The organism is Hydrogenophaga defluvii (assembly GCF_042665235.1).
Lineage (GTDB): Bacteria > Pseudomonadota > Gammaproteobacteria > Burkholderiales > Burkholderiaceae_C > Hydrogenophaga > Hydrogenophaga defluvii_A.
In genome coordinates this window covers 65,679-89,098 of the sequence record NZ_JBHTBZ010000017.1, presented here as the reverse complement: position 1 = coordinate 89,098, position 23,420 = coordinate 65,679, and the positions used below count along the sequence as shown (strand labels likewise).

The following is a 23,420-nucleotide window of genomic DNA, read 5'->3' as shown; positions in this document are numbered from 1 at the left end:
TCCGGTCAGGATTTCACGGAGAGCATCGGCAGCGAGACTTCCGCGACACTGTCGGTTTGCCAGTTGATCTCGATCTGGTCAGCGTCGAGTCGGGTCTTTTCCAAAAAGTAGACCGCGAGCCAGTCCTCGGGGTTGGCGTCGAAGCCGAAGGACTGATTGATCGTCATCACTTCTTCATCACCGATTGTTCCTGCGCCGAAACTCAAGATCGTGCGGAAATACCAGGTGCCATTTTTGTGCAGGAACGCGGCTTCGGTGCGACCCGGCATCGGGTTGAAATACAGCGCGTAGCCGCGCGAGGCGACCGTCATCACCGTCTGGTTCGAGAGGATTTTCTTGACCGGGACGATGGAAGCTTCCCAGGTCGGATGCCAGAACGCGGTCAAGCGGCCCTGGCGGGCGGCAAGCCACGCCTTGAAGGCAGCGACTTCGGTGCGGTTCTTGAACAGGTAGTCGAAGGAACGGCGCACGAAGGGGCGTGCGGCATGGTCATCCACTGCCGTGATACCGGTGTCGAAATCCAGGACTTCGGCCAGCCGCTGATAATCACTCTCCACGTCACGCACCCGGTTCGGGCGTGTGATCCAGACTGGGGTCGAGTTGAAGGTCGTGATCGAGTCCTGCTTGGTAATCGCCGTGGTGCCAGCGATATCGAACACCAGTCGGGCGGTTGCGATGGCGTCCGTCACCCGCGAAACCGCCTGGGTTATGCGCAGCCGAGCCGTGCGTGCCGGCGTCACAAACGCGCCTGCCGGCCAGGGTTGTAGCAAAGGCTGCTTCAAGGACACGGCATTACTGGCGATTGAAAGTACTTCGGCCGCTTCGGTGTTGCGGCTGTCCGTACCGATCACCAGGAGTCCGTCGGCCTCGTATTCGAGATTGGTGGTAGTCAGCGGTATCACCGTACTGCCTGCTGCGATGGCTGTCGTCAGCACTCCCTTGTCGGGCCAGATCGGGAGGGCATAGACCCGCGATTGCCAGGCCGACAGCAGCACGTCGAGAAGCGCTGCATCCGCACTGCCTACAAGGATTGAGAACTCCAAGGACCGGCGCGGCTTAGCCCGCAAACCGACCCGCTGCTCGGTACCGTCGCGCGCAGTGAGGACATCAGTCGCCCACATCAAGCGCTCCAGCCAGCCGTTTGCCCAGTTTGGTTTGAGCCCAAAAACCACGACGCGCCGACCAGAGATCGACAGCGTCGGCGCTTCATCCGGAAACTGGAAGGTGAAATCCGCTTCGATTACCGGCGGTCCGTCGAGGCTCACCGATACATTGTGCAGGCGCGATTCCAGCATGCCGTAGGTCGTTGGCGGATTGGCCGGGGCCGCAAGCGTAATGCCGCCATCGTTTTCCCCGACAACCGCCGACAAGGTCTTGGGGGCGAAGTGGGCGTTCCACACTTCGACCTGGCGCATTTGCGTCGACAGCAGATTGCCCAGTGCGATCTTAGCCGGCAGCAGGTGGACATGGTGATACCAGTCCTGCTCGAACTGGCGAATGATCGTTCCCGAAAAGCCAATCACGATCTCGGCAACCGGGAGGTTGTTGGCCATCGCCCCCGCATTGGGCGGGTTACTGGCCAATGCGCCCGGAAAAGGCAAGGTCAAGGCGGCTGGCAAGAACTTGTAAGCAGCGCCATAGGCGGGATCAGACGGCAATCCGGAGGGCAGGATGGCTCCAGCGTAAGTCGTCATTTCAGGAAACCGTAACCGCCGTAACTCATACTGAAAACCATCCAGTCGCTACCGCCGAGCGTGACGATGTCTTTGTTTACATACTGACCATTCATGCGCAGCAAGCGCACGCCGGGGGCATAACCCATCATCGAGCAAAAATAACTGGGCGTCGGACGACCGACTTCGATCGTCGCCGGATAGAGTGGCGTCACGCCGTTAAAAGCAATGGGCGAATAACCATCCAACTGGCGCGTGGTCGCCGAATAGAACGCTTTAACGGTTTCCTCACCAGAAGAGTAGTAGCTCCCCGATTTCCACTTGTTGGTGTTGCCGTCGATGTCGGCCCGCACATTGGTGCTGTAGGTGTCCGACAGGAAGGCGCCACCGGTAAATGTGCAGGCCTTGGTGATCGTCCCAAAGATGAGGGGCCCATAAGTTGTACTGGCCGTCTGCACGATGCAGTAACACCATCCGTCGCCGCCAAAAAGGAAATACTCGGCGCTGCCTGACATCTGCGACACGGAGAACGAACCCGAGGCGACGATTTGTGAACTGTAGGCCAGCCCACTGTTAAAACTCGTCGATCCGTACCAGGCGATGTAACCCGCGTAGGAATGCAGGTTGACGAACTGGCCACTGACGGCGTGCTGCAGGTGTAAGCGGTAGTAGCCAGCGTCGGCCTGATGCAACAACTGTGTATAGCCGCAGGACCCGATGGCAAAGAGGCGGATCTTGTCGAGGAGGTCGTTCGGCGACGTGGTAATGCCGGATTGAAATGCCATCGCTTACCTCACGCGAGCTTCAAGGCCCAATAGTCGCTGTAGCCGGTACGGAACACGTCCTGTACCACCAGATGATCGATGCCGCCGACGCTGATAATGTTCTCTGCCGCATTGTTGAATCCCGGCACCGCATAGCAGCCATCCATTTCTCCAAGTCCGTTCAGAATGAATGGCAGCAGCGGGTAGGAGCCATCCGGGCATTCGCGCGTGTTGTTGCCCCAACTGCTCGGCCACATCGGCGGCACACCCGTCCATACGCCGGTCGGCGCGTAGAACGCCCCCGAGTAGCCCTGTGACTTGGGCAGATGATTTCGGTAGGTGTAGCTGTTGCTCCAGCGCGTCGACCCGTTGTAGGTTCCGCCCACCAGCAGTGGATACGGATACTGCCCCGGCGTGGCATAAGGCAGGAACAACCCCAGGTGCATCATTTCGTAATAGGTGCCGGTCTTGGCGACCATGACGATGCGTCGACCGTTGGCCACGATCCAATACGGCATGGCCGATGCCATGAGCAGCGCGTAGAACGTCCCGCTCGGGTTGTACTGGCCGTCGAAGGACTGCGCCGGATTCCAGCCGACGAAACCACGCAGTTTCCAGTTGCCGTAGTCCGCACCGGCCTCGGACAGGATGCCGACGTTGATCTGATCGGTGCCGGCAAGACCGGGCCCCTGTAACACCAATTCTGCCGGGGGCCCAGGCACCCAGCGCAGCACCGACCAGCGCTCGCCGGCAGGCAGCATGTCCTGCGTGACGAACTGTTTGAGGCGATTCAGTAGATCGAGATAGTCGGTGGCGGTGCCGCTGGTAAATGCCATGGCTTACCTCAGCAATTCGCGCACGGCAGAGCCATTGCGAGAGAGAACATTGAGAATGGTTTTTTCTCCGGCGGCCGAATTGAGATAGTCGGCCGCCATGCCGGGATCAATGACGTTGACGATGCGCACTGATTGCGACGGTGCAGCGGCGGTTGCAGGCGATACCGCCGGCACTAAACCACCGTCGGCAAAGGCCAGTCGCTGCCCACTCCAACGCGGCGTGAACAAGCCACCGTTCAAGGCGTGCAGGAACTCGATGCCGACGCGGCGCACGGCATCCGCCCGCAGCACATATTCACCAGCAGAGAGCCGAGCCGGGATGGAGTCACTGGTTCCGGTTCCGGGGCCAGTGACATAACCACCCGAAGCGAAACCTGCAGATTGAAAGAGGCCGGAGATCAAGCCCCCCAATCCACCACTACCGCCCTTGGTCATGCTGCCAAAGAGTCCCTCGGCGATCTTTTGCGCCGCGATGCGATTGATCGCCGAGAGCACGGATCGAGCAAAATCCCCAAACGCGTCGGAGGCCGATTTCGCGCCTGATCCGATCTGTTCGAACATCGTCGTGAAGGCGTTCTCCACATCGCCGTTGATGCGCGTGGCCACGTCATCCGCCACAGTCTTGAGGCCCGCCACTTCCACCTTAAGCCGGGCCACCCGGTTGATGGCTTCCTCCGATCCGGTAGCAGTGGCGAGTGCCTGCATTTTCGGGATCATCCCGTCCACTTCGGTGGCCGTCTGCTGATGCAAGGCCAGCACTTCGCGCCGCATCTGCGCCTCGGAAATCATCCCGGCATCTTTCTGCACCTGGAGTTCCCGTTCGCGGATGCTCATACGGTCGGTGACGTTCTGATACTGGCGTTCGAGTTTCGCCAGTTCCGCCATGTCTGCTTCAACGTTGATCAGACGGCCGACATCGGCAGCGCCGGTGGTGTCTCCCATCAGTTGCAGTTTTTCGATCAGGGGTTGGTATTCGCGCTCGAGCCGTGCCCGGGTGACATCGCCGCCAGCCCCACCACGGATTTCGGCCATGCGGTCGCGCACGCGAGCCAGTTCGTCTGCCAGTTCCTTTTCGGCCTTGGCGGCGGCATGCGCGTTGATAATCTCGACGTCGCCGCGCTTCATGTTGAGCACGATGATCTCGCCTTCGAGCTTCTTCACCTCGGCCTTGGCGCGCAAGCGCTGCGCTTCATCCTTGCCGCCGACCGCCACCGTCGATTGCGCCCTCAGTTCCTGCTGCTTGGCGGCAAGCTCCTGGTCGATGGCTTGCTGCTCAATTTGTGTCTTGCGTGCGTAGTAGTCGCGCACGGACACCAGGCGGTCGTCGAGGGAACGGTCCAGTGCTGTTTTTTGCAGATCGAGACTTTCCTTCAGCACTTTGAATTCGGACTCGGCTTGCGCCTTGACCACGGCGAGTTGTGCACCGGTCGTGTCCTTTTCGGTTCCGCCTGTGGCTTTCTTTTCGCACTTGCCATTGACCCATTGCCCTCCCGACACCACGCAGGCGATCCGCTGCATGTCCTCGGTCGGCTTGCCCGTCGGGGTCTTTTCTTCGGGGCGCTTCGGACTGGTCAGGTCGTCCAATCGCTTCTTGGCCCCCGCCAGTTCCTGCTCCCACTGGGCGAGATTCTTGCGCAGGGTCGCCATCGCACCCTCGTTGAACTTGACGTCAAAAGGCATAAACGGCACAGGGGCCTTGCCGGAGTCGACCTTCGTCCGCGTCGAATCGACCAGTTCCTGAATGCGTTTGATCTCGTCTCGTGCCTGCTTGATCTCGGTGCCGTTGAAGATCAGATTGCCGACTCCACCCAGACCGACCCACAAGGCCTTCAGCGTTCCTGCCTCGTTAGCGGCCTCGCGCATGGCGTTGGTGATGTTGGTCAGTTCCGGCAGGAAATCGCGGGCCAAAGCGATGCCTAGCGAAGAGCTTGAAGCCTTGAGCGCCGTGAGGTTGTCGTTGAACGCCTCAGCGGAGCGTGCCGTCTCTGTGGTGAGCTTGAGGCCTAGCCGCTCGGCCTCGGCGGTCAGTTGATTGATGCCAGCCGCCCCCTGATTCAGGAACGGGATCATGTCCATGCCGCTCTTGCCGAACAGCTTTACGGCGAGCGCCGTTTTGACCGCGCCATCCTCCAGGTTGGCGAAGACATCGGCCATCTGAAGCAGCACGGCTTCGGTGGACTTCATGCTGCCATCGGCGTTCTTGACGGAAATTCCCAGGGCATCGAACACCTGCGCCCCGTCGCCGATGCCGGTATTGGCTTCGGCGATGTTCTGTGACAGCCCCTTGATGCCCTTCTGCAAAGTCTCCAGGCTCACATCCGACAGTTGCGCTGCAAAGCGCAGCGTCGACAGGGCTTCGACCGAGATGCCAATCTTCTGCGACAACTTGTTCAGCTGATCGGCCGCATCGATGGCGTTCTTGATCATGGCAGCGAAGCCGGCCACAGACAGCGAAACGCCCAGGCCCGCCAGGAGTCCTTTGACCCGGTTCGATTCATTCCCAAGCTTGGCGAGATTGCCGCGAATCGAGTCGAAGGCCGAGCGGGTCTGGTCGACGGCGGTAATCAGCAGTTGGGCACGATCCTGAGTCACGACGAGTTCATCTCTCTCAAATCTTGTTCAGTTGCTTCTCAATGGCACGGGCCAGGACGGGCAACTGGCCGCGCACCGTGCCTTCCAGATCGAAGCGACGCTTCATGGTTATGTTCGGTACCAGCACGGCAATGGGAATCTCCGTGCCGCGCTTGATCGACTTCGTGCCGGTGCGCTGGCGTTCCGCGCGCTTGAACCGGGTCAGGGCCGAGGCGTTCTCTCGGAGGTTTTCTGCCATCAGAATGGCTTGGCCGTTTTTACGGATGAAATACGCGTTGCCCGAGCGAATCAGCGTGTCGATGACCCGCTTGAAAGCTCGACGACCGATGCGGCGACCTTCCTCGGTCAATGGAATCAGCATTCGGCCAGAAAGGGTTCCGCCGCGGACATGGATACCCAGCCAGGGAATCTTCGAGCCGATGAGAACCGCCGGCAATTTGTCGGGGTTGCGGTCATAGACCCTGGCTCGCAACGAATTCACGAAGGCTGCTTTCTTCACCGTGAAATCCGACTTCATTTTGCTGCGCACGAGATCGGCCACCGACTTGCCGCCAGCCTGCATGCCCGTGGCCACAGCCTTGTGAATGGCGGCCTGCTTTTGTCGCGTCCAGGCCTCGAGCGTGGATTTGTCGAGCAGGCCGGAAGTGGTCAGGGAAATCTTAAGCATCAAGGCGCCTCATGAACTTCTTGATGGCATCACTGCTGCCCTGTGCCCCAACACTCACGACCGACAACAGATTCGCTAGTCGCCGCGACTCCTGCCGATCGATCGCGGCGATGAAGGCATCGACCTGCGCCAGGGTGTAATTCAGGATGCTGGCGTAGGCATGCCCGGCATCGATCAGGCGCTGGACTACATCGCTCCAGGGATCCTGGCTCTCAGGGTTTGGCTTACCCGCGTCGCAGCCTCGGTCAGGCTCGGCAGCACGCGCTGGATAAAAAAATCAGCATTCACCTCGAATACCGCTTCAGCCAAACGTACTGCGTCGTCGAGTGCCAGATTCGTCACCCACTCGGGCGGGCGACGACTGGCGATTGCGACCGCGTCGATTACCGCCTCACCATGCTCGGCCAGGAGCGCCAGCCAGTCGGGAGACGCCGACAGGCTGGCTACCACTGGTTGCAAGGCGCGAGCGAAGGCCGGCACATCGCCGACCTTGAGCGGCGTGAGATCGAGGCGTTCGCCGCCGATGACGAGCGTCACCGGCACCGGCGGCAGCGCAGCAAAAGTGTCGCCTCCCATCACAACAACACGATGCGGCCAAACTGACCCAGCGCACCGGCGGCCGCCTTGGTGAGATCTGCCAACACTTGACCCGACAATTCGAACTTCATTAATTCCGTGCCGATCACCGACAAGTCCTTCGTCGGATTGATGGCCACCCGATAGAGGTCGATCACGACTTCCTTGTTAGCGTCCGCCGTGTTCAGACCCTCGAAGCGCACCCAGCGCTCGGGCAGTGGCTGCGTGAACATCGCCGTGACGTTGGCCGCGCCGTAGCTGTAACTGGCGACGATGGCACCCGTGACGCCGGTGATGTCGTTAAACATGATCGAGCCGTGCTTGGCGTTGACCGTGTATTTTTCTGCCGCCACGGTCGCCGCCCCCGCCTTGATCACCACGGTGGAGACGTTTTGCTTGCCCAGCAGATAGAGCTTGCCGAGTTCGGCGGTGGCAATAACGGGCTCGTCGGTAACAGTGCCGGTGGTCACAACGGTGGTGGAACCGTAAAGCGCGAGTTCCAGATTCGACTGAATCAGTTCTTCCAGCGTGCAGGCAAACTCGCCCTTCTTGGTCTTGATGAGTTGCAGATCGGTTAGTCGCTGGCCGGATTGGGATTCCTGATGCTCCAGGGTTTCGACCGACAGCGAAACCTTGAGGTCGGGGACGTTACCGACGAAGGTGAGCCCTTGCGGATTACCGTTGATGTCACGCGAACCGATGAAGACGCGTCCTTGTCCAGAAAAATAGCTCATGAGGTGTTACTCCTTGTGTGAGGTGAGTGGAGAGACTGGGGTTGCTTCGTTGTGACGGGATCGTCGTGGCTCTGCTGCCGTGGCGGCCTGGCCAACGCCGTGCTCGATGAGCCAATTCGCCGTGCTGCCATCGACATCGATGACGGCACCTGCGCCATGCTCGACGCCGGCATGGGTGTGGATCTTGAGAAGTTCGATTTGCGGCATGGACTTATCCTTTCTGGGTGAGGTCGTGGGCAAATGTGCGGTAGGTGATGCGGTAGCGGGATGGCAGTGCCGCCACATCCATGTCGGCGTCGTCTTGCTGCCAGTCGGTGTCGGTTTCTTCCATCCCCAGCGCCAGGCCACCGAGCGTCACGTCGGCCAGTAACGCCGCGTGTGCGGCGGTCATCAGGCGATCGGCCATGGGCTCGGGGATTTCCGTCGCCGTTCCAACCGCCAGCGCCACGATGCGAATCACGAGTTCTCGCTCCGTGCGATCGTTGACGCGACGCACCGCTTCGGAGTCGGGAAACACAAGCAGCGTGGGCAGTTGTGCCCGATCAGTCGGCACCGTGGGTTGGCGACGGATCGTCGCTCCCTGTGCCGAGGCAACGAGCGTGAGCCTCGCCACCACGGTTTGAATGATCTGTTCGCGGATGCTCTGCATCACAACCTCGACAAGGTCGCCACCGACTCGGAACCATCCCGGATCTGGCGCACTTCACGCACACGGTAGGATTGGCCTGCAATTTCCACTGCATCGCCCTGGCTCAGCGTCAGACGCTCGCTCGGGTACTCGATCTGGTAGTCACGCGAGAGCGCCAGGCCATCGAGTACGCTGTCATCCGGCGCACGAAACGCCGCCTGCACCGTGACAGCTGCTGCCCCCGTTCCCACCTTGACCGGGGTCAGTAGTCCGCAGCGCGCGGCAGCGTCGTACAGATCAGCGACGTTCATTGGCGTCAGGCCGCTGTGAGTTTCACCAGCACACCCGGGCGATGGCACATCGGCAGCGGATTCGCTTGGGTATGCAGATCGGTGCCGCGATCAAACTTGCGGGGTTCCTGCTTGGCGTACAGCGGCTGGCCAAGTGTGTTCGCGGTTTCGTTGAAATCAGCCGGCGCAAAGTAGGTGCTGAAAGTGTCCACCGTGCCGATCGGGAAGCAATGTGCTTCACCCGCCGCGATGAAGCGACGCGTCGCACCCGTGGCATCGGTAGCCTGGCCGCGATACTCCTCGAAGGTCACGCCACCGAAGGTAAAACCGGCACGCATGTCGTTGATCAGCACGGCACCTTGCTGCCAGTACGTGTAAGCGTCCTTCACCTTGGCGTGGTCGGTCAGGGCATCGAAGAACTCCGGCGAGCACAGGCAGTGGATGCCGGTCATGAACTCACCCTTAAGGTTGTCCTCGAGGTGGCGCAGCACATCGGCACACTTCTTCTTGACGTTGGTGCCGGCGACGGCGAGTTCGAAATTGACGGTGGCCGGGGTGATGCCAAACTCGTCGTAGAGGTCGTAGATCACCGAGCCATCGGCATCCAGAATGACGCCCTTGAGCGCGCCCATGCGCAGGTGCTCCAGGGTGATCGAATGCTTGTTGCGCATGGTCTCCAGATGCCGCGCCATGACACCGGCCACGGACTCCATCTCAGTTTCCGAGCCAAAGGCACGAATGCCCTGAACTTCCTCGGGCAACACCACATCGTCGTGCGGGATGTGGGGAATGACGAAGGAGCGCACGGTGCGCTTGCCACGTGCGCCAACCGTGCCGGGCGACCCTGGCGGCATCGAGGGCAGCAGGTTGAGCACCCCGTTTTGCTCTTCGACGATGACCTGCCGGGTACGCACGGGTTTGGCCGGAAACAGATTGAGTGCTTCCATGCGACCGTAGCGGTTGGGAATGATATTGATGGCCGACGTGAGTGCCGCCATCGAGAAAGCCGGGGTGTTGAACACATTGTTCATGGTGATGAGTTCCTTAAGCGGATTGACGGATGAGGATGCCGCGCGCTTCGAGGGCGGCAATGGCGGCCGCTTTCTGCTCGGTGGTAATGCCGACAGGCCAGACCACAGCATTCGAGGCGACGATGGCGTGACGCGCGAGCAGCAAAGCGTCGTCGCGTTGAATTAGGGTGGCGTCGACCGCGCCCAGCAGAATGCCGGCGACGTCTTCGGTGCCATCAGTGGCGACCGGATCAAAGCGCTTCAGCTTGCCTGTGGCCGTGACGCGGCCAACGACCGCACCAAGTTCCAGGTTCTGCCCTGAGGCGACCGTGACCTGCTCGCGGGAGTAATTGAGGCGGCCTTCTTCGTACTTGAGGAGATCGCCGAGATTGACGGGTTCGCGTAGTGGCGTAAATTGGGCGTTCATGGATCAGTCCTTTCCAGTGAGTTTCTTGACGGCTTTCATGAGCAGGTTTTGCTCGGGAGAAGCCGCCTTGGTAGCGGCATCGGGATGGATCACCGAAGTGATCTCGGGGCTCTCGGCACGCGAGGCCAGCAAGACCCTTCGCACCTGAGATTCACTGGCACCTTCAGCGAGGAAGGTGGCAATGCGCTGTGGCTGACCAGCCAATTGGCAGAGTTCCGCGATCGCCAGAGCGTCGGCGCGGGCCGCTTGAGTCGCGGTTTTGATGGCATCGTCGACAACGTCATCAGTGGTCGCCGTGCTGGACGACTCGGCCGGGGATTCGGCAGGCGATTGCGTTGGGGGCAGTGTCGGTGCTTCGGGTGCAATGGGAACGTCGGGTGTTTCGAGCTTCATAGGAATCTCCTGTTGAGAGGGCGCGGAAACGGACAGGCTGTGGGCCGCCGCATTCCGCGAGCGACGTGCCGTGAGAAACGAACTAAAGTCAGTGAGAACGGTGTCGAAGCTGGCTTGCGCATCGGCGAGCCCTGCGGTCACAGCCTCGGGGCCGAAGTACAGCCCGGCTTGGGTGGAGCGAACGAAACGCGGTTCAAGGTTGCGCATCACGGCCACGTGATCGACGAAGATGCTGCAGAGCCGGTCCACCTCGGCCTGCAGTCGTACTGACGCCTCTTTGTCCAGCGGTTGGTGGGGCGAGAAATCGTTCTTCTGGTCGCCGGCGGTGATGGCCGTGTAGCGATAGCCCTCCTGGGCGTCACGCGCGGACTGATCGACGTGCATGGCAATAACGCCAATCGAGCCGACCCCGGCGGTCTGCGTCACATAGACCCGGGATGCCGCTGAGGCGATGGCGTAGGCCGCCGAGAATGCCGAGTCAGAAGCGATCGACCAGACGGGTTTCACGGCGTCGGCGGCACGCACTCGCCCGGCGAGTTCGAACACGCCACCGGCTTCGCCACCAGGGGAATCCACATCGAGCAGGATGCCGGTGACACTCGGGTCGGACAGAGCTGCGTCGAGCATCGCGCTGATCTCGCCATAGGACGTAAGTCCGGACGCTGCTTCCATGCCGAGCGAGCGACGAACCAGCGTGCCGTAGACCGGAATCACGGCAATACCGGGGGGCGGATCAGGCAGACCACGCGGGGGCGGAATTGGCAGCGCGGATTTCGGATCTGGCCAGCCGATGCGATCACCCAACACCGCCAGGATGATGTCGAGCTTGGAACGGGCGACAAGGAGCGGCGTCCCGTACAGACGGGACGCCAGGTGCGGTAGCTGCATTTCAGTTTCCTTGCGGTTGAGAATCGGGTGGCTGGACCACTGGTGCCGGCGTCGGCAATTCGTGACGCGGGTCGGAATCAAAGACCAGGCCGAAGGCATCCGCCCGGGCGTTGTCGGCAGCGATTTCGCGATCCACGTCCTCGGCGTCGTAGCCGTTGGCCGAGATGGCTTCCGAACGGGACATGAGGCCCGAGCGAATCGCCGCTTTCATGGCATCGGCCTCCTTCAATGGATCGACCCACTGCCAGCCTTGGGGAATCCATTTGACGGCCTGATACTCACGGCGCTTGGCAATCCCGCCACGGGCATAGCCTGTCAGCGTGAGTGCGCCTTCGAGAACGGCTTGGGCCATCCAGGCTTGCCAGATCGGACGGCACAGTTGATGGACGATCACGCCATGCTGCAAGGCTTCAACGCGGCGGCGAAACTCCAGCAGCCCGGCCCGGATCGAGGAGTAATTGACTTGAGTGAGATCCCCGGTCAGTTGCTCATAGGTAACGCCCATCGCTGCCGCCACTGCGCGAAACTGCATGCGCAGAAATTCCGAGTAAGAACCGCCGACATCCGCTGGCTGCGAGAACTTGATGTCTTCGCCCGGTTCCAGAATCTGCATGGTGCCGGGCTCGAGACCCGCGAGCGCCACACCGTTGGGGTCGGACAGGCCTTCGCCGAGCAGGTTGTCCTCGGGAGCGAGACGTGTCACAAAACCGGCGAACATCGCGGCGGTTTTTTTGCGCACCAGTTCGGCGTCGTCGTACTGGTCGAGTTCGTTCAGTTTGACGAGCGCACGCGCCAGCCACGGCTCGCCGCGAATCTGTCCCGGGCGCAGTGCTCGGAAAAGGTGAATGATCTCGGCGGCATCGACACGCACAGTCGTGAGCCCGCCGTCCCCGGACATCGGGGCCAACATGCCGTCCTCGGGATGCGAGCGGTAGAGGTGATAGGCCACGCGCCGTCCAAGCCGGTCAAACTCGATGCCGGCACGGATCAGGTTTCCATTTTCTGCCGTGGTGTTGAGTGTCACCGGCAGATGCTCGGCTTCAAGCACTTGAAGCTGCAGCGCCACCGGCAATCCATCTTCGGGTCGGCGATAACGTAGCCGCACCAGGGCTTCGCCACCTTCGAGCATCGCCCGACAGGCCAGCGCCTGCAGTCCATAGAAGTCGGTGAGCCCTGCGGCATCGGCGTCGACGGTCCAATCACGCCACAGTGCCTGAATGGCTTCGCGTACCGTGGCCTCCGGCACCATCGATTGCGGCTTGATGCCGGTACCGATGGCGTTGGCCACGTAGGACTCGAGCGCCGAATTCGCCCAGGCATTGCGACGAACCAGATCACGGCTCTTGGCCCGCAGTTCATGCTGGGTGAAAAGCAGCGCCGCGACGGCACCGGGATTGCCAACTGACCAGGCCAGCGCACGACGACCGCCGCCCACCCCATCATAGGTGGGCGAGCCGCCGAAGAGCTTCCGGCCCATGCTGCGAAAGGCTTTGAACAAGCGCATCACGTGCCCTTCGATGTAGTGACCCGGATCTGCCGAGGTGCGCGGGGCCACAGACCGGTGTCAGCCGCTTGCTCGTAGAGGCCACGTTCCACATCCAGAATGGCTTGGCGCAATTCCTCAACGGATCGGTACTCGACCGTCTTGTCGCCGAAGGTGACGCGCTTCTCGCCCTTGGCCAGCGCGGCTTCGAGGGCGCTGAGTTGTTCTTGCGTATAGGCCATGATTTTCTAGGCGACCTTGGTGGCCACGAGATTGCTGCCGGCCTTGACCACTGCGTTGGAGCCGGCAACCTCGGAGGCAAAGCGAATTTGTAGATTTCCGGCCGTCGCGCCAGTTATGACAAGGATCGAGCCGCTGGCCAGCGTGTTGGCATTCGCCACATCAACCCCGGTCGTGGCTGCTCCCGAATCGGCGGCGCGCTGATTGGCCAGCGTGCGGGCCGTCAGCGAAGTCGGCGTGTTCCACTGCGCCACGACTGTCGCTCCAGTAGGCACCGTCTGGGTGAGGCGTATGCCGGTAGCGGTCGCTGCCGTCTGGAACATCACCTTTGCGTCAATCGTGTAGGTGCTGTTGGCCGCCAGCGCAAACGCCAGCGAAGTGACGTCGGCAAGTGTCTTCGTATTGTTGATGACATCGGCCGCAAGGCGAACCGTTGTCAAGCGTGTATCGGTGCTGCCGAGCAAAGTCATGTCGACCCAGGTCGTACCGTTGCACCAGTACGGTTTGTTGTCGGTGGACAGCCGCACAATGACGCCGGCCAGTGCGGCTGATGCGGCGGGTAGCACGGAGACCACCGAAACTGCCCGGTAGGAGAGATCTTTCACCGATCAGCTTCCGATCAACCCATCACCACGACACGGTATGCATTGCTGGCCGGCGCGGCGGCAAAGTTGAGTCGTGCCGAATTGGCCGTGGGCAGACTCACGTCGCAGTTCACCTGCTCGTAGTTGCCGGAGGCTTGATAGACTTGAACGAGGACATCGCGCGTAGCAAAGTTGTGATTGACGTCGAACTGCGTGGCGCTGCCGTCCCCAATGGTTGCCTGTGCGCGGCGGGTTTTGTTGGCCCAGGTATTGAGCTTCAGGGGCGTGACGAAACGCAGATCGTCGGTGCCACCATCGGTTTCCGCCTGCGTCGCAATTTCGGCGATGCCGGAACTGGTTTCCGAGGCCGCGCCGATCGCGGCACCGAACTGCAACCAGGTCACCGACCCGGTATCGAGCACGAAATTGACGACCGACTGCCGCCAACTCGTACCCGCTGAAGTGCCTTCCTCGACCGTGGTGACCGCCTGTTCCAGTTCGCTACTGGTCGAAGCATCGAGACTGCGCGTCATGGCCACCGCTGCGCCGTTCCAGATGTAGAGTCCGTTTTCCGATCCAACGGTCTGGGCCTTGACCAGGATGCGGTCGCCGACGGTGAGCGTGATGCCGTCGATCGATGCGCCCGGCGACGAGAGGTTTACGTTGGCCTGACTCGCCACCCGGCACGAGTCCTTCCACGCCAAGCCTTCAACCGCCGAGTTGAGATCCTGCTGGCGTACTGGTTCATCCGGATTGACCGGGGCCGGTAGATTGCGGATGCGGGCGACGCCGCCAAAATCGAGATCAGAGAGTTGCTTGCGAGACATGGAGGTTTTCCTTTCAGGTGATCAGGTAAGACGAGCGATCCCGGCGATCGGGACGGCAAAGCGAATGACGAGTTGGTTGAAACTCGTGTGCACGACATCGGCCTCGACCTCGTTGCCGCCGGTGTCGAGAATCGTCACGGCGGGCCGCATGCCGAGGTTGTGGTTGATCGTCCAGACCGTGTTGGCCAGGGACTGCAAGTGCGTATAGGCCACGCCGCCGCTGGTGCTCCCGCCATTTCCTCGGGCGGCCAGTTCGTTGATCGCGGTGACCAGATTCGACTTGTCCAGCGTGTCCAACTGGTCGATGCCGCCGATCCGGGCATCGACGCCGGCAAACTTTTCGGCAACGCGTTCGACGAAGCTGAGGATCTGGGCTTGCAGCGACATGGCGCTCCGCTAAGTGGCGAGTTGGTTACGTAAGCCAGCGGCTGCGCACCAGGCGACGAGTTGGCCTCCGGTTGTCAGAAACAGCGAGGCCACCTCGCTGGGTGGCCTCGGGTTTGGCTTCGTGGTTAATCGGGTCGGGCGGTGGTGCCAGTCCGAGTTGCTTTTCCAGTTCTCGCCAGTGGCGTTCCTCGAAGCGATCAAGACCGGATGCGGCGGCTGCCGCGCGGGCATAGACGTAGCAGTCCAGTGCTTCGTTGCGCTCGCGCATCTTCTGCCACTCGCGAATCGCGAAGCCGTTACGGTCACGCCGGGTCACCAGTTGCTCGGCGCAGAGTTGCTGGATGAACTCGGCGTCGACTTTGGGCAGATGCACGAAGCCGGCTGGATAGACCGTGTTCACACCATCGTCTGCCACATCGGCTGACTTGCGCAGGTTGTTGTAGAACTCCAGTTTGGCAATACCACCCGCGACCGAGAACACCTTGATGCCCCTGCGCAGTTTCTTACCGCCGGTGGTCGCATCCACTGCCGTCGGGGTGCCGACCAGTGCCGCGCCACGCGCCACACCCTTGACCGCCATCACGCGGGAATCACGCACTGCGCGCACGAAGGCATAGGCTTCCTGTGTCGCAAAGCCGGTATCCAGCGCGAAGCGCACCAGCGGTACCGATGCCCCGGAGGTATGCGTCCAGGTTTCATCAAGCAGGCGAGCCAACTGATTCCAGACCTCGGGTCGCGCGGTGTCGCCCATCAGCACCCGGTGCTCGACAAGCCACGAAGCCTTGCCACGCCCGAACGCCCAGATGGAGACCTCGATGCGATCTTTCTGCACGTCGCCGCCACCCGTCAGGAGCAATCCACCTTCCTGAATGGAACCCATCCGGTAGTCTTCGCGGCGTTCCAGCAGGCGCTGCCAGTCGGGTGCTTCGCCTTCCTCGACCCACGTTTCACCGAGTTCAGTGTTCTTGAAGGTCTTGATGGCGGCGGCCGATCCGGCTTCCTTGCTGATGGCACTCTCCCATGCGGCGGCGATTTCCCGCCAGTTACGCCAACCAATCGGGCTGTACAGGCTCGACAAATGGAAACCGGCGGTCTTGCTCGGTACGTCAGCCATTGCTCGCCATTCGCCGTGTTCCAGCATCCACGTCTTGTGATGCTCAGGAATCGGTACCTCGCAGGACTCGCAGACGTAGGCGGCCGTGTCGGGCCGATTACCGTTTTCGTCACGCTCCCATCGTAATTGCTCGAAGCGCAACCACTGCCGATGCCCACAATGCGGGCAGGGAACGAAGTAGCGGCGCTGGTCGCTAGCTTCGTATTCGCGCTCGATGGTACTGACGCCAGCAATCGTTGGCGTCGATACGATAAAAATCTTCCGGCGCGCAAAGGTGCGGGTGCGGGCCTCGGCCAAGGCCACCGCGCTGCCCTCACTATCAACATCGATCGGATAGCCATCGACCTCGTCGAGGAACAAGTAACGCACCGGCATTGAGCGTAGCCCCACGGCGCTGTTGGCCCCGGTCATCACCAGGACACCGCCGCGAAACTCTTTCGCCAGAATCGTATTGCCTGAGTCGCGACTGCGTGCCGGCGCAATCAGTTCTTTCAGGATGGCCGACTCCTCGATCAACGGATCGATCCGCTGCTTCGAGTTCCGTTTGGCCATCTCGACGGTTGGCCACACCGCCATCATCGGGCCGGGTGCATGGTGAATGACGTAGCCGATCCAGTTGCTGCCCATCTCGGTCGCACCCAACTGGGCAGCTTTCATGAACACCACTCGCTCGACAGGCGAGGTCGGCGACAGGCAATCCATGATGGCTTTCAGGTACGGCGTGCGGCTGGTGCGCCAGCGCCCCGGCTCACTGGACGCCTTGGAGGACAGCATCCGATGCCGATCCGACCATTCCGAGACCGAGAGCAATGGATCCGGAATCAGACCTTCGCGCCAGGCACGCTCGATATCGAGTTCGCCGTCGTAGTCTGTATCCATCAATCCACCCGGGCGCGCAGTTCGCCCAACTCCATCAAGTGCTCACGCACGGCCGCCTCGATCGCGACATGCAAAGCATGGGCATCCACTTCGAGCTTTGCGGCCATCTGCGCTGAGATGCGTGCCGGCCAGTTGAGCCACGCATCGCGTTCGGTGCGGGCCAGTCGAAACACATGGGCGATCGCTTGCGAGCGATCAACCAGATCACCTTTGAGCCGCGCCAGCCGCACCTTGTTGGTCTGTGCCTTGACGACCTCGTTGACCGTGCGCGCCTGCAGAAGCGAGGTGCCGCCAGTAGAGAGTGTCGGCGTAGGCGATTCGGGCGGCGGTTCCTGAGCAACGGCACGTGGTGTTTTCGGTGCGACCGCGACTTTTGGCGCAGGCGATGGCTTGCGCGGTGACGCAGTGTTCTGTTCCCACTGCCGATCGGCTTGCTCAGGATCAATCGTGCCATCCGCCCCCTGAGTAATTCGACCCGTGTCGATGGCCTTCTTGACGGCAACGTGAGAGACGCCGCGATGCCTGGCGTAGGCGCGAATCGACAGACCCATGATTTACCTCAAGCCGGGTGCAGATGTCCTCAAACAGATGCAATTTCCCGCTTGGCTTTCCTCCCGAACAGCGCGTTCATGCAATCACCATCAACGACGTCACAAGGACATCACCATGAGCCAGATCGACACCCTCCTGACCCGCATTGCCCTCGATCACCTTTTTGTCGACACCCTCGAAACACGCAAATCCGATCGCCTCGATTTTCACGAAGTGACCGTGTGGGGCATCAAGAGCGCCCTCGAAGCCGCGTTCAAGGCTGGCGTAGAGGCCGGTGGCAATCCGCCGAAAGATGACTAAAAAAGATTCGGAAGCCGGGCAGATAAGGCTTGGCTTCTGTATTGAACAGCGCGTTCATGCAATCACCATCACCAACGATCAAGGAGATCACCATGACTACCGAAATCAAACTCACCGACACCCAGCGCGAAGTCCTCGAGCACGCTGCTGATCAACCCGATGGACGCATCATCTGGTTTCCCGATGGGGTCAAGGGTGGGGCTCGGCAGAAAGTAATTGCCGGCCTCTTCAACAAGGCCCTAATTACCAGCAACGGCGGTCAGGACTGGTTCGTCGCCGCAGAGGGGTACGACGCCCTTGGACGCGCACGGCCAACGCCGGCTACTAAGCACCCCGACCCAGAAATCGAGGCCGCCGTGTCGACCGCTGAGGCCAACTGGGCGCAAGAAAAAGAGAGTTCGGCCAAGCGACTGCTGAAAGTTGGCGTCGAGGGCAAGCCACGCCGCCGCGAGCACAGCAAGCAGGCTACGGTTATCCAGATGCTGCAACGTCTCGAGGGCGCGACGATCCAGCAGATCATGGACGCCACCGGCTGGCAGGCGCACACGGTGCGCGGCACATTCGCCGGCACGTTAAATAAGAAGCTCGGACTGATCATCGTGTCCGAAAAGCCGCAGGGCGGCGAACGGATCTACCGGATCGCCTGAGCAGAAAGATCTACGAAAGGGCCAAGCGGCTGGCTTCTCCACCAAAGCCTCAATCGATCTGCCTGGAGTGCATAGGCGCGATTTCCGGCGAATTCGTGCCTATGCTAGTATCGAATGAGTCTACTGACATCCCTGCGGAGAATCCCTTTGTCCCAGCCAGAACCCCCTCGCCTCGTAGGTCGAAGGAAGCTTAACGGTTGCCTGAATCTCTGCGCCGAGACCCGACACGTCCACAGCAAGTCCGTGCAGTACGAACGCGGCACCGGTGGCGTGACCGTCGACATTTTCCGTGCACAGGACCCAAAGGATGTCGGCGTCGTGCTACGAATCACGAGTACTGGCGATGTGGGTTTCATCGCACACGCCGCAGTGATCGACGGTGGCGTCGAATTGCACTTAGCAGGCGACCAGGCAGAGCGCTGCCTTCTGGACGCGCTACATGCGGCGATAGGCGAGTTTCGCGTTATTACGGACTTGCTCAAAGGTTAGGGCCTCTGTTTATCTGAGATTACATGCCCGTGCAAGGCCTAGGGCCAAATCCGAAGGGCTGGCGAGTGTCGCACCGCGAATAAACCAACGACCAGGATTACTTCAATCTTTCGCTTGGCTTCTTGATTGAACAGCGCGTTCATACGCATGTCGCATCAATCAACCAGAAGGAGATCCTCATGCAAACGAACGACGCCCTCCAGCAGCATGCCAATTATGACGCCGACGATTACGCCTACCTCACCGCCAAGGGCTGGACGGATGCTGAAATCGCAGCGCGATGGGACGCAGAAGCAAAGAGCGGCAAAGGTCCGTGCCGGTGGCAGACCGAGTCGGCGCGCAGCAAACTGGCCGCCGTGACGGGTCACCGCTAGTACGCAATCAGGCCAAGCAGAAAGATCGAAAATAGTTCAATCTTCCGCTTGGCTTCTCAATCTAACAGCGCGTTACTACGGGTGTCGCAACGATCAACCCGCAGGAGACACAAATGACCATTAGCACCCTCAAGACCCTGATCAAGAGCACGATGTTCCGGTTCAACACCCTGGCCAACGCCTCGAATTTTGCCAACCGAGCCACCTACCCGATGCGCATCGTCCTGGGCGACCACGACGGCGAGCGCGGTGAGTTTTGGGTGGTGACCCCGGCCGATGCATCGCGCCTCGAGTGCGCCGGCTACGAGATGGCATAAAGGGGATTGCAATGACAACCACCATCGACCAACGAATCAACGGCCTCGAACCCGGCCAGGAAATCCGCATCTCTGGCACCGACGAGCTCTGGGTCACTGCCGAGCGCAGCGGCAACGGCAAGTGGCTACGTTTCGTTCGCCACACACCCAACGGCTTCACGGTTTTCAAGACCACCCGGTTCTGACACCAAGGCATCGAACGCCACTCCGTCCGATTGGCGGGTGGCCTGCGCTCCGGCATACTCTTGCCAACGACGCACGATCACATCGACGTACTTCGGATCCAACTCGATCAGCCGGGCCTTGCGGTCTGACTTCTCGGACGCAATCATGGTTGTTCCCGAGCCGCCGAACGAGTCCAGCACGATGTCGCCCGGGCGACTGGAATTTCGCACCGCACGTTCGACCAACTCGACCGGCTTCATGGTCGGGTGCAGATCGTTCTTGTGCGGCTTCTTGATATTCCAGACGTCACCCTGGTCGCGTGCACCGCACCAGTGCCGTATTCCATCGGCAGGCCAGCCGTACAGGATCGGCTCAAACTGTCGCTGATAGTCGGCATGCCCCAGCGTGAAGGTGTGCTTCGCCCAGATGATGAACGTCGACCACTTGCCGCCCGCCGAGCGAAAGGCCGACTGCAGAACATCAAGTTCGGAGGAGGACATCGCCACGTAGATACCGCCACGGCAGTGGGCCAACGTGGGCGTCAGTGCTGTCAGCAAGAAGTCGTGGAAGCCAGCACCGAGGTTGTCGTTCAGGATGGGGCGATCCGTTCCCCGCATCTTGTCCTTGGCGGTGTTGGCGTAGTCCACGTTGTAGGGTGGGTCGGTAAATACCATGTCAGCAATCTCACCGGCCATCAGCGCATCGTAGGTGCTGGCATCCGTCGAATCACCACAGATCACGCGGTGGTTGCCGCAGATCCAGACATCACCCGGGCGCGTTATCGACGGGCCGACGTTAGGAACAGAATCCTCATCGGTCTGACCATCAGACGTCGTCTCCTCTCCGGCGAGAAGATCAGCGAGTGCATCGGCATCGAAGCCCGTCAGCGATAAGTCAAAGTCATCGCCCTGGAGATCGGCCAGTTCGACCTGCAGCATGGCCTCGTCCCACCCGGCATTCTCGGCGATGCGGTTATCCGCGATTACCAGAGCGCGACGCTGGGTCGGCGTCAGGTGGTCGAGGATCACGACAGGTACGATAGCGATACCGAGTTTCTGGGCTGCAGTCAGGCGACCATGCCCGGCCACGATGACGCCATCGCTACCCGCCAGGATCGGATTGGTGAATCCGAACTCAGCGATTGAGGCAGCGATCTGGGCCACTTGCGCATCCGAGTGCGTGCGCGCATTCCGCGCATAGGGCACGAGTTTGTCGGTCGGCCAATGTTCGATCTTGTCGGCCAGCCAGGAGATCGTCATGCTGGTGCTCCCAATCGTTCTGCGGCAACCGCACTAAAGGTCTGCCCAGTAGTCGCCAGCGTGACCGGCACCTCCGGGAAATTCTGCTGGAAGCGTTTGACAGTTACTTCGACATACTCGGGTGCAATCTCGGTGGCTCGTACCACCCGGCCAGTTCGCTGTGCCGCAAGGAGCGTCGTACCAGAGCCGCAGAACGGTTCAAACACAATGTCACCTGCGTCGGTATACGTTTCCATGACGTGCTGCGGTAACGCCACCGGGAACACGGCCGGGTGATCGATGTCCTGTCCGATCTTGCCCTTGTGCCGCATGACACGAATCACCGAATCAGGGATCTTGGTCTCTTGCGTGGGCGTGCCGGCGGCAGTCCAGCCACCGATCGTTCCATCTTTCTTGCGCATGGCCGTGGAACTGCCATCCTTGCGTAGATGCGTTTCCTGACCCGCAAACTTGCAGGGCATGATCTTGTTGGCCTGACGTGCCTGGCGGTTGAAGTGGAAGACAAACTCAAACGAAGGTGCCAGCCGACCATTCCAGTCGCCGGGCAATCCCGGCCCCTGATCCCAGACGTACCAGGCAAAACGCCGCCAGCCCTGCGTGCGCATCCAGTCGAGCCAGCCATCCCAGTACGGAATGACTTCGTTGTCACGGTGGATCAGCCCGAGATTGACCAGCACTTGGCCATTGGCGGCCATGGGCAATTGATTGAAGACGCCGCGCATCAGGGCGTCCCAATCAATGATGGTGTTCGTGTAGTCCCGTTGATTGCCATACGGTGGCGACGTGAAACAGAGCGCTGCCTTGTCGCCGGCCATCAAAGCAGCGACCACGGTGGCATCGGCGGCATCACCACAGATCACGCGATGCGCACCCAGTTGCCAAATGTCGCCAGAACGCGAGACGGGATTGGCAGACGCATCGGGCACCTCGTCAGCGGCGTCATCGCCGGTATCAGTCGAGTCATCTTTGCCCGTACGTTCCTCGGCATCGACCAACAGCTGCTCGATCTCGTCGTTGGAGAATCCGGTGAGTGTCAGGTCGTAACCCGACTCAGACAACTCGGCCAGTTCAATCGCCAGCATTTCCTCATCCCACCCGGCGTCGAGCGCCAGGCGGTTGTCCGCGATCACGTAGGCGCGCTTTTGCGCCAAGGTGAGGTGACCCAGTTCGATGACCGGCACTTCGGCCAGCCCCAACTTTCGTGCAGCGGCCAGACGACCGTGGCCAGCAATGACTCCCTGGCTTCCATCCACCAGAACGGGATTGGTCCAGCCGAATTCGACAATGCTGGCAGCGAGCTTCGCCACCTGGGTATCGGAATGCGTGCGTGGATTACGCGCAAAGGGGATCAGCGTTTCGACCTTCCGGTACTCAACGCGCAGGGATTCGATCATAGGAATGCAAAAACCCGCTCAGTGTTTTGCACTGGGCGGGTCGTAAATTGGGTGGAAACTACTGGGGGCGGTAACCGAGGTGGTAACTGGTAACCGTGGTAACCACGTTTCACGGCCTGACGCTATCGAAATGCCGCGCTGTCGCCCCCCGCATGGGTTTTTGACCAGGAAGGACCCGTCGAATTTTCTGACTGAGAGCGATGTGGTTTCACACCCACACCGCTCGCCAGATCATAGCTGTCATGCTACCGAAAATACGGGGTAGATGTTGCATGGTCAAAAACCGCTGATTGCCGTTGATTGCAGCTCTTGCACACCCATTCCCGCCAATTCACGTCAAAACACTACCGCGCGATGAGCCTGCTCGTTGAGGCGTTCGGCAACGATCTGCAAGGCCCGTTGCCACCGTCTCCACGCCGTTGTTCGCTCGCAGCCGAAGCGACGACAGATGACTTTCCACTCGTATTGCTTGGCCCGCATCCAGACAAGGTGTCGCTGTTCCACCTCGAGCCATTGCACCCATCGCATCGTTTCCATCATTCGATCGATGGCCTGCGGGGTGGGCGGCAAGGGTCGGTAGACGTGCTCGTCATCGGGGCAGGACTCCCATACCTCCCGAGCGAAGGCAGGCCAGACATTGAAGTAGCCCTGCACCCTGACTCGAGGCAGCCGCCGTCCGGTCTCTGCCGCATCAGAAAATCGTGCTGCCACATCCTCCATCGTCCATTCAGCCATGACGTTTCCCTCCGTAGAGGCGCTCGCCGATCCGTCGCACGAACTCCCGCTCGACGAAGTCCAGACGGTCGTCCTGCTCGGACACCACGAGGATGTGCTGGTCGCGCCAGCCGGACTGCTTGATAGTTTCCAGGTCGGTGGTCTGCGGTTGCAGGCGGCCGAGAGGGCAGCGGTATTGCTGTGCCGGGATCTTCAC

30 protein-coding genes are annotated in these 23,420 nt (G+C 60.8%); 6 read left to right on the top strand and 24 right to left on the bottom strand.

All coding sequences use genetic code 11. From position 1 onward, the window contains the following. Positions 1 to 5 precede the first annotated feature (5 nt). The 20 genes from ACFQU0_RS08570 to ACFQU0_RS08475 all read right to left on the bottom strand — a co-directional run bounded on the left by ACFQU0_RS08570 (position 6) and on the right by ACFQU0_RS08475 (position 17,543). Complete coding sequence (locus ACFQU0_RS08570) at positions 6 to 1,694, bottom strand: hypothetical protein (protein WP_382199775.1); 1,689 nt, start codon at positions 1,692 to 1,694, stop codon at positions 6 to 8. Further along, positions 1,691 to 2,458, bottom strand: coding sequence for a hypothetical protein (locus tag ACFQU0_RS08565; protein ID WP_382199773.1), 768 nt, complete (start codon positions 2,456 to 2,458; stop codon positions 1,691 to 1,693). Before ACFQU0_RS08565 ends, ACFQU0_RS08570 begins: the two co-directional genes overlap by 4 nt. A gap of 8 nt (positions 2,459 to 2,466) precedes the next feature. Beyond that, a complete protein-coding gene (locus ACFQU0_RS08560) occupies positions 2,467 to 3,273 on the bottom strand; it encodes a hypothetical protein (RefSeq protein WP_382199771.1) in 807 nt (268 codons plus the stop codon). 3 nt (positions 3,274 to 3,276) lie between these two features. After that, entirely contained in the window at positions 3,277 to 5,865 is a 2,589-nt protein-coding gene (locus ACFQU0_RS08555; RefSeq protein WP_382199769.1) for a phage tail protein, read from the bottom strand. Between the two features lie 16 nt (positions 5,866 to 5,881). Continuing rightward, the gene (locus tag ACFQU0_RS08550) at positions 5,882 to 6,532 is read right to left on the bottom strand and encodes a DUF6441 family protein (protein ID WP_382199767.1); all 651 of its coding nucleotides are present in this window, start codon (positions 6,530 to 6,532) and stop codon (positions 5,882 to 5,884) included. A 186-nt stretch (positions 6,533 to 6,718) separates the two neighbouring features. Next, positions 6,719 to 7,108 carry a hypothetical protein gene (locus ACFQU0_RS08545; protein ID WP_382199765.1) on the bottom strand — a complete coding sequence of 130 codons (390 nt, stop codon included), beginning with the start codon at positions 7,106 to 7,108 and terminating at the stop codon, positions 6,719 to 6,721. Continuing rightward, on the bottom strand, positions 7,108 to 7,842 hold the full coding sequence (locus tag ACFQU0_RS08540; RefSeq protein WP_382199764.1) for a phage tail tube protein: 735 nt from the start codon (positions 7,840 to 7,842) through the stop codon (positions 7,108 to 7,110). The genes ACFQU0_RS08545 and ACFQU0_RS08540 overlap by 1 nt, the downstream gene beginning before the upstream one ends. Positions 7,843 to 7,848: 6 nt before the next feature. Further along, entirely contained in the window at positions 7,849 to 8,049 is a 201-nt protein-coding gene (locus ACFQU0_RS08535) for a DUF7210 family protein (RefSeq protein ID WP_382199762.1), read from the bottom strand. A 4-nt stretch (positions 8,050 to 8,053) separates the two neighbouring features. After that, entirely contained in the window at positions 8,054 to 8,491 is a 438-nt protein-coding gene (locus ACFQU0_RS08530; protein ID WP_382199760.1) for a hypothetical protein, read from the bottom strand. Continuing rightward, positions 8,491 to 8,781 (bottom strand): head-tail joining protein, encoded by a 291-nt coding sequence (locus tag ACFQU0_RS08525; RefSeq protein ID WP_382199758.1) that lies wholly within the window; start codon positions 8,779 to 8,781, stop codon positions 8,491 to 8,493. Before ACFQU0_RS08525 ends, ACFQU0_RS08530 begins: the two co-directional genes overlap by 1 nt. A gap of 5 nt (positions 8,782 to 8,786) precedes the next feature. Further along, complete coding sequence (locus tag ACFQU0_RS08520) at positions 8,787 to 9,791, bottom strand: major capsid protein (RefSeq protein ID WP_173067090.1); 1,005 nt, start codon at positions 9,789 to 9,791, stop codon at positions 8,787 to 8,789. 13 nt (positions 9,792 to 9,804) lie between these two features. After that, on the bottom strand, positions 9,805 to 10,197 hold the full coding sequence (locus ACFQU0_RS08515; protein ID WP_382199756.1) for a head decoration protein: 393 nt from the start codon (positions 10,195 to 10,197) through the stop codon (positions 9,805 to 9,807). Between the two features lie 3 nt (positions 10,198 to 10,200). Continuing rightward, positions 10,201 to 11,478, bottom strand: coding sequence for a S49 family peptidase (locus ACFQU0_RS08510; protein WP_382199754.1), 1,278 nt, complete (start codon positions 11,476 to 11,478; stop codon positions 10,201 to 10,203). Position 11,479: 1 nt separating this feature from the next. Further along, on the bottom strand, positions 11,480 to 12,982 hold the full coding sequence (locus ACFQU0_RS08505) for a phage portal protein (protein WP_382199752.1): 1,503 nt from the start codon (positions 12,980 to 12,982) through the stop codon (positions 11,480 to 11,482). Beyond that, a complete protein-coding gene (locus tag ACFQU0_RS08500) occupies positions 12,982 to 13,203 on the bottom strand; it encodes a phage head-tail joining protein (RefSeq protein WP_382199750.1) in 222 nt (73 codons plus the stop codon). The genes ACFQU0_RS08505 and ACFQU0_RS08500 overlap by 1 nt, the downstream gene beginning before the upstream one ends. Positions 13,204 to 13,209: 6 nt before the next feature. Further along, positions 13,210 to 13,806 (bottom strand): hypothetical protein, encoded by a 597-nt coding sequence (locus ACFQU0_RS08495; RefSeq protein ID WP_382199748.1) that lies wholly within the window; start codon positions 13,804 to 13,806, stop codon positions 13,210 to 13,212. 14 nt (positions 13,807 to 13,820) lie between these two features. Beyond that, positions 13,821 to 14,612 carry a hypothetical protein gene (locus ACFQU0_RS08490; protein ID WP_382199746.1) on the bottom strand — a complete coding sequence of 264 codons (792 nt, stop codon included), beginning with the start codon at positions 14,610 to 14,612 and terminating at the stop codon, positions 13,821 to 13,823. A gap of 21 nt (positions 14,613 to 14,633) precedes the next feature. Continuing rightward, positions 14,634 to 14,999 carry a hypothetical protein gene (locus tag ACFQU0_RS08485; protein ID WP_382199745.1) on the bottom strand — a complete coding sequence of 122 codons (366 nt, stop codon included), beginning with the start codon at positions 14,997 to 14,999 and terminating at the stop codon, positions 14,634 to 14,636. A 25-nt stretch (positions 15,000 to 15,024) separates the two neighbouring features. After that, a complete protein-coding gene (locus ACFQU0_RS08480) occupies positions 15,025 to 16,992 on the bottom strand; it encodes a phage terminase large subunit family protein (protein WP_382199743.1) in 1,968 nt (655 codons plus the stop codon). Continuing rightward, positions 16,992 to 17,543 carry an elements of external origin gene (locus ACFQU0_RS08475; protein WP_382199741.1) on the bottom strand — a complete coding sequence of 184 codons (552 nt, stop codon included), beginning with the start codon at positions 17,541 to 17,543 and terminating at the stop codon, positions 16,992 to 16,994. The genes ACFQU0_RS08480 and ACFQU0_RS08475 overlap by 1 nt, the downstream gene beginning before the upstream one ends. 115 nt (positions 17,544 to 17,658) lie before the next feature. On the opposite strand from ACFQU0_RS08475, the gene ACFQU0_RS08470 reads away from it, so the two are divergent. The 6 genes from ACFQU0_RS08470 (at position 17,659) to ACFQU0_RS08445 (ending at position 19,856) form a co-directional block, all read left to right on the top strand. Continuing rightward, positions 17,659 to 17,844 carry a DUF6900 domain-containing protein gene (locus ACFQU0_RS08470; RefSeq protein WP_382199739.1) on the top strand — a complete coding sequence of 62 codons (186 nt, stop codon included), beginning with the start codon at positions 17,659 to 17,661 and terminating at the stop codon, positions 17,842 to 17,844. A 92-nt stretch (positions 17,845 to 17,936) separates the two neighbouring features. Further along, complete coding sequence (locus ACFQU0_RS08465) at positions 17,937 to 18,491, top strand: DUF3489 domain-containing protein (RefSeq protein WP_382199737.1); 555 nt, start codon at positions 17,937 to 17,939, stop codon at positions 18,489 to 18,491. Between the two features lie 243 nt (positions 18,492 to 18,734). Further along, positions 18,735 to 18,980 (top strand): hypothetical protein, encoded by a 246-nt coding sequence (locus ACFQU0_RS08460; protein WP_382199735.1) that lies wholly within the window; start codon positions 18,735 to 18,737, stop codon positions 18,978 to 18,980. 179 nt (positions 18,981 to 19,159) lie between these two features. After that, the gene (locus ACFQU0_RS08455; protein ID WP_382199733.1) at positions 19,160 to 19,354 is read left to right on the top strand and encodes a hypothetical protein; all 195 of its coding nucleotides are present in this window, start codon (positions 19,160 to 19,162) and stop codon (positions 19,352 to 19,354) included. 113 nt (positions 19,355 to 19,467) lie between these two features. Further along, a complete protein-coding gene (locus tag ACFQU0_RS08450) occupies positions 19,468 to 19,671 on the top strand; it encodes a hypothetical protein (protein ID WP_382199732.1) in 204 nt (67 codons plus the stop codon). Positions 19,672 to 19,682: 11 nt separating this feature from the next. Next, positions 19,683 to 19,856, top strand: a complete 174-nt coding sequence (locus ACFQU0_RS08445; protein ID WP_382199731.1) for a hypothetical protein — start codon at positions 19,683 to 19,685, stop codon at positions 19,854 to 19,856. On the opposite strand, the gene ACFQU0_RS08440 is transcribed toward ACFQU0_RS08445, so the two are convergent. From ACFQU0_RS08440 to ACFQU0_RS08425, 4 genes are all read right to left on the bottom strand, one after another. After that, positions 19,797 to 21,095: a site-specific DNA-methyltransferase gene (locus ACFQU0_RS08440; protein WP_382199730.1), complete on the bottom strand. Its 1,299-nt coding sequence runs from the start codon at positions 21,093 to 21,095 to the stop codon at positions 19,797 to 19,799. The genes ACFQU0_RS08445 and ACFQU0_RS08440 overlap by 60 nt on opposite strands. Beyond that, the gene (locus ACFQU0_RS08435; RefSeq protein ID WP_382199987.1) at positions 21,092 to 22,486 is read right to left on the bottom strand and encodes a site-specific DNA-methyltransferase; all 1,395 of its coding nucleotides are present in this window, start codon (positions 22,484 to 22,486) and stop codon (positions 21,092 to 21,094) included. Before ACFQU0_RS08435 ends, ACFQU0_RS08440 begins: the two co-directional genes overlap by 4 nt. Positions 22,487 to 22,825: 339 nt before the next feature. Further along, a complete protein-coding gene (locus tag ACFQU0_RS08430; protein ID WP_382199729.1) occupies positions 22,826 to 23,224 on the bottom strand; it encodes a DUF6362 family protein in 399 nt (132 codons plus the stop codon). Then, on the bottom strand, positions 23,217 to 23,420 hold the full coding sequence (locus ACFQU0_RS08425) for a hypothetical protein (protein WP_382199728.1): 204 nt from the start codon (positions 23,418 to 23,420) through the stop codon (positions 23,217 to 23,219). The genes ACFQU0_RS08430 and ACFQU0_RS08425 overlap by 8 nt, the downstream gene beginning before the upstream one ends.